Origin of the sequence: Pseudomonas putida, assembly GCF_003228315.1 — a bacterium.
Taxonomy (GTDB): Bacteria; Pseudomonadota; Gammaproteobacteria; order Pseudomonadales; family Pseudomonadaceae; genus Aquipseudomonas; species Aquipseudomonas putida_S.
Genome location: NZ_CP029693.1, coordinates 4,684,544 through 4,700,616, shown reverse-complemented (window position 1 = coordinate 4,700,616; position 16,073 = coordinate 4,684,544). Strand labels below are relative to the sequence as shown.

The window sequence follows — 16,073 nt, the reverse complement described above, 5'->3', positions numbered from 1 at the left end:
ACTATTGAACCTCGACCACAGTGCCCTGCAAACGCTGCAAGGCTTCGTTCACCGCTTGCGGCATCAGCTGGCGCAGGCAGTTGTAATGACCGAATCGGCAGGTGCGATCGAAGCAAGGGCTGCATTCGATGCCCAGGCGCACGATCTCGACATGCTCGGCCAGCGGCGGCGTGAAACCCGGCGAGGTCGAACCGTAGACCGCCACCAGCGGACGGCTCAGCGCGGCGGCAACGTGCATCAGGCCGGAGTCGTTGGACACTACCGAGTCGGCGCAGGACAGCAGGTCAATCGCCTCGGCCAGCGAGGTACCGCCACTGAGGTTGACCGACTCTTCACGCAAGCCGGGGATCAAGCGCGAGCGAATGTCTTCGCCCACGGCATGATCGTTTTTCGAACCGAACAGCCAGACTTGCCAGCCTTCGCGGATCTTCGCCTCGGCGACCTTGGCGTAGTGCTCGGACGGCCAGCGCTTGGACTCGCCGAATTCGGCGCCGGGGCACAGCGCCAACACCGGCCGATCGAGTTCCAGACCGAACTTGGCCAGCGCCGCTTCGCGGGTCTCCGGATCGATCCGCAGGCTCGGGCGCGGGTATGGCTTGGGCAATTCCACGCCAGGCTCGTAGGCCAGGGCCATGAAACGCTCGATCATCAGCGGGTAGCGTTCCTTATCCAGCGTGCGCACATCGTTGAGCAGGCCGTAGCGGAACTCGCCACGCCAGCCGGTGCGCTTGGGGATGCCGGCGAAAAACGGTACCAGCGCCGACTTCAGGGAATTGGGCAGCAGGATCGCCTGGTCGTACCGGCCGGCCAGGGATTTGCCGATGCGCCGGCGCGTGGCCAGTTCCAGCACGCCGTGGCCGAGCGGAAAGCTCAAGGCCTGGCGGACTTCGGGCATGCGCTCAAGAATCGGCCGGCTCCACTCGGGAGCCAGCACGTCGATTTCGCATTGCGGGTGGCGCTGCTTGAGGCACTGGAACAGTGTCTGCGCCATCACCATGTCACCGACCCAACTGGGCCCAACGATCAGAATATTCATGTGGCTTCCATAAACGAACCGGGGAGGCATACGCCTCCCCGCCTCGATAATTCTACAAAACACCTGTAGGAGCGAGCATGCTCGCGATGAACCTGAGAGCGCCGCGGGGTATCAGATTAGCCGAGTAATCGTTACCGACCATCGCGAGCATGCTCGCTCCTACAACCCCAGCTCGCGCCAGATCCGCATGACCTGTCGCCGTTCGTCCGCAAACTGATCGCCCGGTATCACCCCCGGGTCCTTCTGCAAGGCCTGCCGGTGGGCGGCGGAGCGGTAGGCCTTATAGGCTTCACGCAACAGACTGGCATCTACGGCAGGCATCAGCCCTTCGTGCTCCAGCTCTTCCAGAATGCGGATATTGTCGGTCCAGCGCAGCAATGGCGGGTGTGTTTGCGACCACGCCAGGGCCGCGTATTGCACCATAAATTCAATATCGACGATACCACCGGCGTCCTGCTTGAGATCGAACGGCGCCGCGGCGTCGAAGGCATTTGCCCCGGTTCCGGCCGCCGTACCCTTGCTCCCCAGGTTGTCACGCATCTTGGCGCGCATCTCACTCACTTCCTGGCGCAGCTTGGGCAGATCGCGAACCTTGCCCAGGATTGCCGCCCGTACCTGCTCGAACGCCTGGCCGACATCTTCACTGCCCACCAGTACCCGCGCGCGCACCAGTGCCTGATGCTCCCAGGTCCAGGCTTCGCCTTCCTGATAACGGGCAAACGCGCCCAGCGAACTCACCAGCAGACCCGATGCACCGGACGGTCGCAGACGCATATCCACTTCATACAGCTGGCCGGAGTTGGTCTGGGCCGTGAGCAAGTGAATGATCCGCTGCCCGAGCCGGGTGAAAAATTGCGCACCATCGATGGGTTTCGGTCCGTCGGTTTCCGCCTGCGGGTCGCCATCATGGATGAACACCAGATCCAGATCCGAACCATGCCCCAGTTCCAGCCCGCCGACTTTCCCATAACCGACAATGATGAAGCCGGGATCGCACAACGTGCCGTCGGTGCGCAGCGGCGTGCCGTACTTGGCCACGGTCTGGCGCCAGGCCAAGGCCAGCACTTGCTCCAGAATCGCTTCGGCGAGCCAGGTCAGGTAGTCGCTGACTTTCATCAGCGGCAGGTGACCGGCGATTTCAGAAGCCGCGACCCGCAGACGATGCGCCAGCTTGAAATGGCGCAATGCTTCCATTTGCTGCTCGAGGTCGTCCTCGGGAATCCGCGTCAGTCGTTCGCGCAACTCGGCGGCCAGTTCTGGCGCCAAGGGTGGCTTGAACAATCGCCCTTCGTTGAGCAATTCATCGAGCAGCAACGGAAAACGCGTGATCTGTTCAGCGATCCACGGGCTGGCCGCACACAAGGTCAGCAAGCGTCGAAGGGCACCGGGGTTTTCGGTCAGCAGCACCAGATAAGCCGAACGACGCGCCACGGCTTCCACCAGTGGCAGCACACGCTCCAGCACCAGATCCGGATTGGCGTGTTCAACCGCCTGAGCCAGCAAGCGAGGAATAAAGGCATCGAGGCGTTCGCGCCCCAAACGTTGCATGGCACGCAACTGTGGGCTACTGCGCAGGTTGGCCAGCGCCTTCAGTGCTTTCGGGGCATCGCGGAACCCGCCCTCCTGCAATTGCCGGCAAGCGGCTTCTTCGTCCTGGGCTTCTTCCCACAACGGCAGCCACTCACCACCGACCACCACTTCACTCTCGGCGCCCTGCTCTTCGTCGGGATCGGCGATCACCTGAGCGAAGTGCCAGGCGATGCGATCGCGCCAGAACATCAGCTTTTCATTAAAGGCCGCCCAGTCGTCAAAGCCCAGCATAAAGGCAATACGCGCCTGATCCTCGGCGCCATCGGGCAGCATCTGGGTCTGGCGGTCGGCAATGGTTTGGATCGCGTGTTCGGTGTAACGCAAGAATTCATAGCCTTCGCGCAGCTCGCTGACCACCGCCGGCGGCAGGTAGCCCTGGCCTTCAAGGGTGCTCAGCACCTTCAACAGCGGACGTTGCTGCAGGCTCAGGTCGCGACCACCGTGAATCAGCTGGAAGGCCTGGGCGATAAACTCCACTTCACGGATGCCGCCGGAGCCCAGCTTGATATTGTCGGCCATGCCTTTGCGCCGCACTTCCTGCTGGATCAGCTGCTTCATGGTGCGCAGCGCTTCGATCGCCGAGAAGTCCAGATAACGCCGGTACACGAAAGGTCGCAGCATGTCCTGCAACTGCGCGCCGGCCACCTGATCACCGGCCACGACCCGCGACTTGATCATCGCGTAGCGCTCCCAGTCGCGCCCCTGATCCTGGTAGTACTGCTCCAGCGCGTTGAAACTCAGGACCAGCGAGCCTGACGAACCATAGGGCCGCAGGCGCATGTCGACGCGGAACACGAAACCGTCGACGGTCATCGGGTCCAGCGCCTTGATCAGGCGCTGTCCGAGACGGATGAAAAATTCCTGGTTATCCAGCGGACGTTTTGCACCGACGGTTTCGCCGCCTTCGGGGTAGGCGAAGATCAGGTCGATGTCCGACGACAGATTGAGCTCCACCGCGCCCAGCTTGCCCATGCCGAGCACAACCATTTGCTGGGGCTCACCGCTGCGGTGGCCGGTGGGCACGCCGAATTGCTGGCAATGCCGCGTGTACAACCATTGATAGGCCTGATCGATGCTGGCATCGGCCATGTCCGACAGGTCGCGGCAGGTCTGGATCAGGTCCGCCTGGCGAGTGAGGTCGCGCCAGATGATTCGCACTTGGTGACGGGCGCGCTGCCGGCGCAAGGCACGACCCAGCAGGTCATCGGTTTCGGCAACGCTGGCCACCGCCGCGATTTGCGCGCACAGCTCGCCAGGGGCATAGGCACGATCCAGTTCTCCGCAGCGCACCAGCTCCAGCAGCATCACTGGATCACGCACGGATTGTTCGGTCACGAAGTCGCTGGCGGCGGTCACGCGGGCAAATTGCGCCCAGCGCTCGGGCGTCCATTGGGACAGGCCGTGATCATCATCCAGAGCCTCGACGGCGGTGCGAAAAGACTGCTCGGCGCGGGTGACAAACGGCAGCAGGACAGGGGGCAGTTGAGCAAGCAAAGGAAGGCTCATGGTCTATCCTTGATCGGCGTGTAATGAACCAGATGTAGTGTTTTGCACGAATGCACTACCAAAAGGACTGTCGAACAAAAGTGAGAAATAGCTGAAATTTCTTTGTTTTTGGCAGCCAGCATCAAACTTCCACCTTTTCTGATTGGAAAAAGACCAACCTTAACGATTATTCTCACAACGTAGTCGGAGGCCACAAGCCAATCATCTGTAGTTTTACTACTCGTATATACATTCGGATAGCTGAAATGCCCGAAGATTTGTAGTAAAACTACACGCCGCCGGATCCTACCTCTCGGCAATCCAAGAATTCATAACGTCTGCCCACAAGGCCAGTCGCTAACTCAGGCAACCGATTCTGGTAGCCTTTCCGCCCTGGAGCAAGCCATGCAAGACCTCGATCCCGTCGAAACCCAGGAATGGCTGGACGCCCTGGAATCGGTTCTCGACAAAGAAGGCGAAGACCGTGCTCACTATCTGATGACCCGTATGGGCGAACTCGCGACCCGCAGCGGCTCGCAATTGCCTTACGCCATCACCACGCCTTACCGCAACACCATCCCCGTTACCCACGAAGCACGCATGCCTGGCGACCTGTTCATGGAACGCCGCATTCGCTCGCTGGTACGCTGGAACGCGATGGCCATGGTAATGCGTACGAACCTGAAAGATTCTGACCTGGGTGGTCACATCTCCAGCTTCGCCTCCAGTGCGACCCTGTATGACATCGGCTTCAACTACTTCTTCCAGGCTCCGACCGAAGAACACGGCGGCGACCTGATCTACTTCCAGGGCCACACCTCCCCAGGCGTGTACGCCCGTGCATTCATGGAAGGCCGCATCAGCGAAGAGCAGATGAACAACTTCCGCCAGGAAGTGGACGGTCAGGGCCTGTCGTCCTACCCGCACCCTTGGCTGATGCCTGACTTCTGGCAGTTCCCGACCGTATCCATGGGTCTGGGCCCGATCCAGGCGATCTACCAGGCACGCTTCATGAAGTACCTGGAAGCCCGCGGCTTCATCCAGCCAGGCAAACAGAAAGTCTGGTGCTTCCTGGGCGACGGCGAGTGCGACGAGCCGGAATCCCTGGGCGCGATCTCGCTGGCTGGCCGCGAGAAGCTCGACAACCTGATCTTCGTCATCAACTGCAACCTGCAGCGCCTCGACGGCCCGGTTCGCGGCAACGGCAAGATCATCCAGGAACTCGAAGGCGTGTTCCGCGGTGCCCAGTGGAACGTGACCAAAGTCATCTGGGGCCGTTTCTGGGACCCACTGCTGGCCAAGGACGTCGACGGCATCCTGCAACGCCGCATGGACGAAGTCATCGACGGCGAGTACCAGAACTACAAGGCCAAAGACGGCGCGTTCGTGCGTGAACACTTCTTCAACACGCCAGAACTGAAGGCGATGGTTGCAGACCTGTCCGACGACGAGATCTGGAAACTCAACCGTGGCGGCCACGACCCGTACAAGGTCTACGCGGCGTACCACGAAGCGGTCAACCACAAGGAACAACCGACCGTCATCCTGGCCAAGACCATCAAGGGTTATGGCACCGGTGCCGGCGAAGCGAAAAACACCGCGCACAACACCAAGAAAGTCGACGTCGACAGCCTGAAGTTGTTCCGCGACCGCTTCGACATCCCGGTCAAGGACGAAGAACTGGAAAACCTGCCGTTCTTCAAGCCGGAGCCGAACAGCGCCGAAGCCCGTTACCTGAGCGAGCGTCGCTCCGCCCTGGGCGGTTTCGTGCCACAGCGTCGCGCCAAGAGCTTCAACATCCCGACGCCGCCACTGGATACCCTCAAGGCTATCCTCGACGGTTCCGGCGACCGTGAAATTTCCACCACCATGGCCTTCGTGCGGATCCTCGCGCAACTGGTCAAGGACAAGGAAATCGGCCCGCGCATCGTTCCGATCATCCCGGACGAAGCTCGTACCTTCGGTATGGAAGGCATGTTCCGTCAGTTGGGCATCTACTCGTCCGTCGGCCAGCTCTACGAGCCAGTCGATAAAGACCAGGTGATGTTCTACAAAGAGGACAAGAAGGGCCAGATCCTCGAGGAAGGCATCAACGAAGCGGGCGCCATGAGCTCCTTCATCGCCGCCGGTACTTCGTTCTCCAGCCACAACCAGCCGATGCTGCCGTTCTACATCTTCTACTCGATGTTCGGCTTCCAGCGTATCGGTGACCTGGCCTGGGCCGCTGGCGACAGCCGTACCCGTGGCTTCCTGATTGGCGGCACCGCCGGCCGTACCACCCTCAACGGTGAAGGCCTGCAGCACGAAGACGGCCACAGCCACCTGCTGGCTGCCACCATCCCGAACTGCCGCACCTATGATCCAACCTACGGCTACGAGCTGGCGGTGATCATCCAGGACGGCATGAAGAAGATGACCGAAGAGCAACAGGACGTCTTCTACTACATCACCGTGATGAACGAGTCCTACCAGCAACCAGCCATGCCGGCCGGTGCCGAGGAAGGCATCAAGAAGGGCATGTACCTGCTTGAGGAAGACACTCGCGAAGCGGCGCACCACGTTCAACTGATGGGCTCCGGCACCATCCTGCGTGAAGTCCGTGAAGCGGCGAAGATCCTGCGCGAGCAGTTCAACGTTGGCGCTGACGTATGGAGCGTTACCAGCTTCAACGAACTGCGTCGCGATGGCCTGGCCGTCGAGCGCAGCAACCGCCTGCACCCGGGCCAGAAGCCCAAGCTGAGCTACGTTGAAGAGTGCCTGAACGGCCGTAAGGGTCCGGTCATCGCCTCTACCGACTACATGAAACTGTTCGCCGAGCAGATCCGTCAGTGGGTACCGTCCAAGGAATTCAAAGTCCTGGGCACCGACGGTTTCGGCCGCAGCGACAGCCGCAAGAAACTGCGTCATTTCTTCGAAGTCGACCGTCATTTCGTGGTGTTGGCAGCCCTTGAAGCACTGGCTGACCGTGGTGATATCGAACCTAAGGTGGTGTCTGAAGCCATCGCCAAGTTCGGGATCGACCCGGAAAAACGCAACCCACTGGACTGCTGAGGAGAGATTCTGTGAGCGAACTCATTCGCGTACCTGACATCGGCAGCGGTGAAGGTGAAGTAATTGAACTGTTTGTGAAGGTCGGCGACCGTATTGAAGCCGACCAGAGCATCCTGACCCTGGAATCGGACAAGGCGAGCATGGAAGTGCCTGCGCCGAAGGCCGGTATCATCAAGAGCCTGAAAGTGAAGCTGGGCGATCGCCTGAAAGAAGGCGACGAACTGCTGGAGCTGGAAGTCGAAGGTGCCGCTGCTGCGGCGCCAGCGCCTGCCGCTGCACCTGCCGCCAAAGCAGAAGCAGCACCGGCTGCCGCTCCTGCACCGGCTGCGCCAGCCGCAGCTCCGGCTGCCGCTTCGGTTCAGCAAGTGCACGTGCCGGACATCGGTTCGTCGGGCAAGGCCCAGATCATCGAGATCCAGGTCAAGGTCGGCGACAAAGTCGAGGCTGATCAGTCGCTGATCACCCTGGAATCCGACAAGGCCAGCATGGAAATCCCGTCGCCTGCCGCTGGCGTGGTCAAGGCCATCAGCGTCAAGCTCAACGACGAAGTCGGCACTGGCGATCTGATTCTGGACCTGGAAGTGGCGGGTGCTGCGGCACCGGCTGCGGCCGCTCCAGCCCTGGCGGCTGCTCCTGCCGCTGCCGCTGCACCTGCTCCGGCAGCCGCTCCTGCTGCACCGGTTGCAGACAGCGTTCAGGACATCCACGTTCCGGACATCGGTTCGGCGGGCAAGGCCAAGATCATCGAAGTGCTGGTCAAGGCCGGCGACAGCGTCGAAGCCGACCAGTCGCTGATCACCCTGGAATCCGACAAGGCGAGCATGGAAATTCCATCGCCTGCCGCAGGCGTGGTGGAAAGCGTTTCCGTCAAGCTGGATGACGAAGTCGGCACCGGCGACTTGATCCTCAAGTTGAAGGTCAAGGGCGCGGCCCCGGCGGCTGCTCCGGCACCGGCCGCTGCTGCTCCGAGCGCACCTGCTCCAGCCGCTGCTGCACCGGCTGCCGCGGCGCCTGCGCCTGCTGCCGCCCCGGCCGCTGCTCCTGCCAAGCCGGGCGCCAAGGTTCACGCCGGCCCTGCCGTGCGTCAACTGGCCCGCGAGTTCGGCGTCGAGCTGAGCGCCGTCGGCGCCACCGGCCCGCACGGTCGCATCCTGAAAGAAGACGTGCAGGTTTACGTCAAGGCCATGATGCAGAAGGCCAAGGAAGCGCCGGCCGCTGCTGCCGGTGCAACCGGCGGCGCGGGCATCCCGCCGATCCCGGCCGTGGACTTCAGCCGCTTCGGTGAAATCGAAGAAGTGCCGATGACCCGCCTGATGCAGGTCGGCGCCGCCAACCTGCACCGCAGCTGGCTGAACGTGCCGCACGTGACGCAATTCGACTCGGCGGATATCACCGAACTCGAAGCGTTCCGTAACGCCCAGAAAGCCGTCGCGGAAAAGGCCGGCGTCAAGCTGACCATCCTGCCGCTGCTGCTCAAGTCCTGCGCGCACCTGCTCAAGGAACTGCCGGACTTCAACAGCTCGCTGGCACCAAGCGGCAAGGCGATCATCCGCAAGAAATACGTGAACATCGGCTTCGCCGTCGACACCCCGGATGGCCTGCTGGTACCGGTCATCAAGAACGTCGACCAGAAGAGCCTGCTGCAACTGGCCGCCGAGGCCGCTTCCCTGGCTGAAAAAGCCCGGACCAAGAAGCTCTCGTCGGACGAGATGCAAGGCGCCTGCTTCACCATTTCCAGCCTCGGCCACATTGGCGGCACCGGCTTCACGCCGATCGTCAACGCGCCGGAAGTGGCGATCCTCGGTGTTTCCAAGGCAACCATGCAGCCAGTCTGGGACGGCAAAGCCTTCCAGCCGAAGCTGATGCTGCCTCTGTCGCTGTCCTACGATCACCGCGTGATCAACGGCGCCGCTGCTGCACGCTTCACCAAGCGTCTGAGCGACCTGCTGGCGGACATCCGCACCATCCTGCTGTAACCCCCGACAGGCCCTCCCTCACCGGAGGGCCTGCCGTGTTTCAAGTTTCCGAGCGCCACGCTCGTACCTCAACCCCGCCACGTTGGCGGGGCTTTTTTTTGCACAAACAAAAAATCGCCGCCTTCGGCAGCTCCTTCAGAAGCACGCATAACCTCTGTAGGAGCTGCCGAAGGCTGCGATCTTTTATTAATTAGCCTTGTTTTTGCCTTTAATTGAAGAAAACTTCATTGCTGCCGACATATTCTTATAGCACTTGGCCTTCATCTCTCTTGTCAGTCAGTAGCGCAATGATGCAACCTTGCCGCTGGCAACAGTAAGAGGGCGAGAGCCCGGCGCGTTCAGCAAATTCGAAGCGAGTTTTCCTTCATATGAAAAGCCAACCCGATGCCGCCAGCCGAATGGTGGCCGAGGTAGTGACGCAGTTGCCTGTGCCCTCGCGGCTCGGCATGCTGCGTTTCGAGCGGCTGAATGAACCAAGCTGGGCGCTGCTGTTTCTCGATCCCAATTGCGAACGACAGTTCGGCTTGCCGGCCGTCGAGCTGTGCGCCCTGGTCGGCTCGCCCTACGCCAGCCTGATGGAGCCTGAAGCGCGCTATCAACTGCACGACGCCATCCAGCTGCAACTGAGCGAAGGCTCGCACTACCTGATCCGCTACACCCTGCACACGGCCAGCGGCTCGCTGAATCTGCTGGAGCTGGGCGAAGCCTACAAACAGCACAATCGACATCTGTTGCGCGGCTACCTGCTGGTCATCGACGGCTTGTTCGAGGATGACCCCCTGCTGCCCGCCCTCGATCTGGAAACCCAGAATTCGCGCCTGCAAATCGCCCTGGAGCTCAACCAGCGTGCCCAACAGGAGCAACTGCAGCACCTGGACCGAGTGCGCGCCCAGCAGGACCTGATCCTGCTGCTGACCCGCCAGCGCTATACCAGCAACAACTCCCTGCAAGAAGCCGCCGAGCTGATCACCCGCAGCGCCTGCGAGATCTACGAAATCGACTGCGCCAGTCTGTGGAACCTCGAAGGCCCGATGCTGGTGCCGATCTCGGCCTTCCACCGCGCGAGCCAGGAATACCTGTTGCCGCAGCCGATCGACGTCAGCGGCTTCCCCGACTACCTCGACGCCTTGCACACCGGCCGCGCCATTGATGCCCACAACGCCATGCGCGACCCACGGACCCGGGAAATCGCCGAGGCCCTGCGGCCCCGTGACGTCAACGCCATGCTCGACGCCAGCATCCGTGTCGATGGCCAGGTGGTCGGCGTCCTGTGCCTTGAACAAACCGGCGCCACCCGCGCCTGGCAGCAGGATGAAATCGCGTTTGCCGGCGAACTGGCGGATCAGTTCGCCCAGGTCATCAGCAACCACAACCGACGCACCGCCACCAGCGCCCTGCACCTGTTCCAGCGTGCGGTCGAACAAAGCGCCAACGCCTTCCTGCTGGTCAACTGCGATGGCGTGGTGGAATACGTCAACCCGAGCTTCACCGCGATCACCCAGTACAGCACCGAAGAGGTCCACGGCCAGCGCCTGTCGGAACTGCCGGCGCTGGAAAACCTCAGCGAACTGCTGTTCGACGCGCCCTCGGCGCTGGCCAAGAGCAACAGCTGGCAAGGCGAATTCAAGAGCCGTCGCAAAAACCTCGAACCCTACTGGGGCCAGCTGTCGATTTCCAAGGTCTACGGCGACAACCGCGAACTGACCCACTACATCGGCATCTACGAAGACATCACCCATACCAAGCTCGCACAACAACGCATCGAGCGCCTGGCCTACACCGACAACCTAACCAACCTGGGCAACCGCCCGGCATTCATCCGCAACCTCGATGAACGCTTTGCCCGGGACAGCGATACCCCGATCAGCCTGCTGCTGGTGGACATCGACAACTTCAAGCGCATCAACGACAGCCTCGGCCACCAGACCGGCGACAAGCTGTTGATCAGCCTCGCCCGGCGCCTGCGCAACAGCCTGAGCCCGAGCGGCAGTCTGGCCCGGTTCGCCAGTAACGAGTTTGCGGTACTGCTGGACAACACCGACCTGCACACCGGCCAGCAGGTCGCCAGCCAGCTGCTGACCACCCTCGACAAACCGATGTTCGTCGACAACCAATTGATCAGCGTGACCGGCTCCGTGGGCCTGGCCTGCGCCCCGCTGCATGGCCGCGACCCGCAGACCCTGATGCGCAACGCTGGCCTTGCGCTGCACAAGGCCAAGGCCAACGGCAAACATCAGGTGCAGGTCTTCACCGAGGCACTGAACGCCGAGGCCAGCTACAAGCTGTTCGTCGAGAACAACCTGCGTCGCGCCCTGACCCAGAACGAACTGGATGTGTTCTATCAGCCCAAGCTCTGCCTGCGCAGCGGCCGCCTGCTGGGCATGGAAGCCTTGCTGCGCTGGGATCACCCGGAAAAGGGCATGATTCGTCCGGACCAGTTCATCAGCGTTGCCGAAGAAACCGGCCTGATCATTCCGATCGGCAAATGGATCGCCCGCCAGGCGTGTCGCATGAGCAAGGCGCTGACTGCCGCGGGGCTGGGCAATCTGCAGGTGGCGATCAACCTCTCACCCAAGCAGTTCTCCGATCCGGATCTGGTGGCCTCGATCACCAACATCCTCAAGGAAGAAGCCCTGCCGGCGCACCTGCTGGAACTTGAGCTGACGGAAGGCCTGCTGCTCGAGGCCACCGAAGACACCCACCTGCAACTCGACCAACTCAAGCGCCTGGGCCTGACCCTGGCCATGGACGACTTCGGCACCGGTTACTCGTCGCTCAGTTACTTGAAAAAATTCCCGATCGACATCATTAAGATCGATCGAAGCTTCATCCACGAAATCCCGGACAACCAGGACGACATGGAGATCACTTCCGCGGTGATCGCCATGGCCCACAACCTGAAACTCAAGGTCGTGGCTGAAGGCATCGAAACCGCCGATCAGCTGTCCTTCCTGCGTCGCCACCGCTGTGACGTCGGCCAGGGCTACCTGTTCGACCAACCGATCCCGGGCTCCGACCTGATCGAGAAGCTCAAGCGCTACCCGCGCGGCCCGATCGCCTGACCCATTACTGCATTCAACCCTGTGGGAGCGAGCCTGCTCGCGAAAGCGTCAGTCCAATCAATATCACCCATGGCTGGCCCACCGCCTTCGCGAGCAGGCTCGCTCCCACAGGGGGGTAGTGCTTAACTCGTCGGCATTCGGCACACTGATAGTCTGTCTATTTACATTCCATCCTGACTGAGGACTGATAATGGTTCTGCGCTCGGAAATTCTGGTGAACAAAAACGTGCTTCCTACCAAAGAACAAGCTCTGCCTGGCCGCGAAACCCCGATGGTTCTGCCCGAGAAACACTACGTTTTCGAAGAGACCCCACTGCTGGGCCCCTTCTTTCAGGACGTCGATTTCGCCATCTTCGGCCTGGGTTGCTTCTGGGGCGCCGAGCGGCGGTTCTGGCAGCGTGAAGGCGTGGTCAGCACCGTGGTCGGCTACGCCGGCGGCTTCACCCCGAACCCGACCTACGAAGAAGTCTGCTCGGGCCTGACCGGTCACGCTGAAGTGGTGCTGGTGGTGTATGACAAGGACAAAGTCAGCTACGACGAGCTGCTGAAGATGTTCTGGGAGCTGCACAACCCGACCCAGGGCATGCGCCAGGGCAACGACATCGGCACCCAGTATCGCTCGACGATCTACTGCACCAGCCCGGAGCACCTCGATAAAGCCCTGGCCAGCAAGCAAGCCTTCCAGGCTGAACTGAGCAAGTCCGGTTTCGGCGAAATCACCACCGAAGTCGAGCAGGCACCGACCGTGTACTTTGCCGAGGCTTATCACCAGCAATACCTGGCGAAGAACCCGGAAGGCTACTGCGGGATTGGCGGCACCGGCGTCACCTGCCCAATCTGATTTTCACGCCCTGAAAAGCATCGCGGGCAAGCCCGCTCCCACAGGACTTACACATACCCTGTGGGAGCGGGCTTGCCCGCGAAGGCGTCCGATCAGACGCCACAAATGCAACAGATCAGCTCTCGGCGATCAGCCAATCCATCTTCCACCCACCCTGGGTCTGTCCAAGCTTCTCGGACAACCACGGCAGCAGCTCACGCAATTCTTCCTCCAGCCCCCACGGCGGATTGGCAATCGCCAGACCGGAACCGTTCAGACTGTTCGGCGTGTCCAGCGGATGCACCAGCAACTCCACACGCAGCAACTTCGGCGCACCGGTGCCGGCCAAGTCCTGATAGAAACGACGCAACGCTCGCTGATCCTTCACCGGGTACCAGATCGCCGCGACGGTCTGGCGCATCCGGCCAATCGCTTCCTTCATTGCCAGTGCGCAGCGCTGCATCTCATCGAGCTTTTCGAACGGCGGATCGATCAGCATCACCGCGCGTTTTTCCGGAACCGGCAGCAAGGCTCGCGGCACGTGCCAGCCTTCGCCCAGGTGCACCTTGACCCGACGATCACCGGCCATGTTTTCCTTGAGCAGCAAGCCGTCCTCAGGGTGTTTCTCGTTGATCAGCACGCGATCCTGCGGACGGGTCAGGCGTCGCGCCAGTTCCGGCGAGCCCGGGTAGTAGCGCAACTGACCATCCGGGTTCATCTCGTGCAGCACCTGCATGTAGTCGGCGGTCAGGATCGGCAGATCCGGCTGATCCCATAAACGCGCGATGCCTTCCAGGTACTCGCCGGTACGACTGGCCTGATCGCCCTGCAGGTCATACAGGCCGATGCCGGCGTGCGTATCGAGATAGGCAAACGGCTGCTCCTTGCGCGACATCAGGGCGATGAGACGGGTCAAGGTCAGGTGTTTGAACACATCGGCGTGATTGCCGGCATGGAAGGCGTGACGATAATTCATGGTTGCTCCTGCGAAGGCCGGCGAGTTTACCTTTTACCGGCCGGCAAGTCAGGGGTTCGCGGCCGAGCGGCTTTATCTCCCTGACCAAGCCCCCTGTGGGAGCGAGCCTGCTCGCGATGACGGTCTCACATTCAAAATCGATGCGGCTGACCTGACGCTATCGCGAGCAGGCTCGCTCCCACGGGGTCACTAAAGGCATAAAAAAACGGCCCGCTTCCAAAGGAAGCGGGCCGTTTTCATTCAAGCATTGGCTCGGCGTATGCGCTCACCCATCACTTGTTCAGGCGAAAATCACTCTCTGCAGCAGCGAAGCGCTGCAACATGCCGGCAGTCGGGGCGCCCAACTTGCTGACGATGTAGATCGCCAGGCTGGCGAAGATGAAGCCCGGGATGATTTCGTACAGACCCAGCAGTTCGAAGTGCTTCCACACGATCACGGTGATCGCGCCGACCAGGATGCCGGCCAGCGCGCCATTGCGGGTCATGTCTTTCCAGATCACGGAGATCAGCACCACCGGACCGAACGCGGCACCGAAGCCGGCCCAGGCGTAGCTGACCAGACCCAGCACGCGGTTTTCCGGATTGGCCGCCAATGCGATAGCCACCAGGGCCACCAGCAGCACCATGGCGCGACCGACCCAGACCAGTTCCAGCTGGGAAGCGGATTTACGCAGGAAGGTCTTGTAGAAGTCTTCGGTCAGGGCACTGGAGCACACCAGCAACTGGCAGCTCAGGGTACTCATGACGGCGGCCAGAATGGCCGACAGCAGGACACCGGCAATCCACGGGTTGAAGAGGATTTTCGCCAGCTCGATGAACACGCGCTCGTGGTTCTCGCTCACCGGCAGGGCCACGTCCGGGTTGGCCGAGAAGTAGGCGATGCCGAAGAAGCCGACAGCGACGGTGCCGCCCAGGCACAGGATCATCCAGGTCATGGAGATGCGACGGGCCTTGGCGATCGACTTGACCGAATCCGCCGCCATGAAGCGCGCCAGGATGTGCGGTTGGCCGAAGTAACCCAGACCCCAGCCCATCAGCGAAATGATGCCGATGAAGGTGGTGCCCTTGAGCATGTCGAAGTTGGCCGGATCCTGCGCTTCGATAGCCAGGAAGGTGGTGTCGACGCCGCCGGTGGCCAGCAGCACGATGATCGGCGTGAGGATCAGGGCGAAAATCATCAGCGTGGCTTGTACGGTATCGGTCCAGCTCACTGCCAGGAAACCGCCGACGAAGGTGTAGGCAATGGTCGCCGCAGCACCGGCCCACAGCGCCGTCTCGTAGGACATGCCGAAGGTGCTTTCAAACAGACGGGCACCGGCCACGATGCCGGAGGCGCAGTAAATGGTGAAGAACACCAGGATCACGACCGCGGAGATGATTCGCAGCAGGCCGCTTTTGTCTTCGAAACGGCTGGCGAAGTAGTCCGGCAGGGTCAGCGCGTCACCGTTGTGCTCGGTCTGCACCCGCAGGCGACCGGCGACGAACAACCAGTTCAGGTAGGCACCGACGATCAGGCCGATGGCGATCCAGCTCTCGGAAAGACCGGACATGTAGATGGCGCCCGGCAGACCCATCAACAACCAGCCACTCATGTCGGAGGCACCGGCGGACAGCGCGGTCACGACGCTACCCAGGCTACGGCCGCCCAGAATGTAGTCGGAGAGGTTGTTGGTGGAGCGATAGGCCATGAAGCCGATCAGCACCATGGCAGCGATGTAGATCACGAAGGTGATCAGGGTTGGATTCGTTACGCTCATTAAGTGACGCCCTGGCTTTGTTTTTATGTAGCGGCGGCTGCTGAACCGCTCGCAACCCATGATGCTTGGGAGACGATTCGGAACGCCGCGCATTTATGACTGATGTTTCCCCAGGAAAGCCATCAGCCGGCGCACCCTCGATCCAGACGGGTTGCACCTTGGGGCGCGAATGCTAGTCAACAAAGCAAAGAAGGTGCAACCTTTTATTGAGAATTAGTTGCACCTATGTAGCCTTAATTCGCAAACAACTGTTTTTTAACGCGTTTTCTTCAACGCCTAGAGTTTTCAAAAAGTAAAAGGCACCCAGCAGGACCGGTACT

The 16,073-nt window shown here is 61.2% G+C and carries 8 protein-coding genes; 4 read left to right on the top strand and 4 right to left on the bottom strand.

The window, feature by feature from the left end; translation table 11 throughout:
- Position 1: 1 nt before the first annotated feature.
- A complete protein-coding gene (waaF, locus tag DKY63_RS21995; RefSeq protein WP_110966015.1) occupies positions 2 to 1,036 on the bottom strand; it encodes a lipopolysaccharide heptosyltransferase II in 1,035 nt (344 codons plus the stop codon).
- 159 nt (positions 1,037 to 1,195) lie between these two features.
- A complete protein-coding gene (gene glnE, locus DKY63_RS21990) occupies positions 1,196 to 4,132 on the bottom strand; it encodes a bifunctional [glutamate--ammonia ligase]-adenylyl-L-tyrosine phosphorylase/[glutamate--ammonia-ligase] adenylyltransferase (protein WP_110966014.1) in 2,937 nt (978 codons plus the stop codon).
- 384 nt (positions 4,133 to 4,516) lie between these two features.
- Here glnE and aceE point away from each other — a divergent pair, with 384 nt between their 5' ends.
- From aceE to msrA, 4 genes are all read left to right on the top strand, one after another.
- A complete protein-coding gene (gene aceE / locus DKY63_RS21985) occupies positions 4,517 to 7,162 on the top strand; it encodes a pyruvate dehydrogenase (acetyl-transferring), homodimeric type (RefSeq protein ID WP_110966013.1) in 2,646 nt (881 codons plus the stop codon).
- An 11-nt stretch (positions 7,163 to 7,173) separates the two neighbouring features.
- Positions 7,174 to 9,138, top strand: coding sequence for a dihydrolipoyllysine-residue acetyltransferase (gene aceF, locus DKY63_RS21980; protein ID WP_110966012.1), 1,965 nt, complete (start codon positions 7,174 to 7,176; stop codon positions 9,136 to 9,138).
- A gap of 368 nt (positions 9,139 to 9,506) precedes the next feature.
- Positions 9,507 to 12,200 (top strand): sensor domain-containing phosphodiesterase, encoded by a 2,694-nt coding sequence (locus DKY63_RS21975; RefSeq protein ID WP_110966011.1) that lies wholly within the window; start codon positions 9,507 to 9,509, stop codon positions 12,198 to 12,200.
- A 190-nt stretch (positions 12,201 to 12,390) separates the two neighbouring features.
- Complete coding sequence (gene msrA / locus DKY63_RS21970) at positions 12,391 to 13,041, top strand: peptide-methionine (S)-S-oxide reductase MsrA (RefSeq protein WP_110966010.1); 651 nt, start codon at positions 12,391 to 12,393, stop codon at positions 13,039 to 13,041.
- Positions 13,042 to 13,156: 115 nt separating this feature from the next.
- Here the strand turns inward: msrA and DKY63_RS21965 are convergent, their stop codons facing one another.
- Complete coding sequence (locus tag DKY63_RS21965) at positions 13,157 to 13,996, bottom strand: 23S rRNA (adenine(2030)-N(6))-methyltransferase RlmJ (protein WP_110966009.1); 840 nt, start codon at positions 13,994 to 13,996, stop codon at positions 13,157 to 13,159.
- Between the two features lie 272 nt (positions 13,997 to 14,268).
- Positions 14,269 to 15,753, bottom strand: coding sequence for a sodium/proline symporter PutP (gene putP, locus DKY63_RS21955; RefSeq protein ID WP_110966007.1), 1,485 nt, complete (start codon positions 15,751 to 15,753; stop codon positions 14,269 to 14,271).
- Between the last annotated feature and the right edge of the window lie 320 nt (positions 15,754 to 16,073).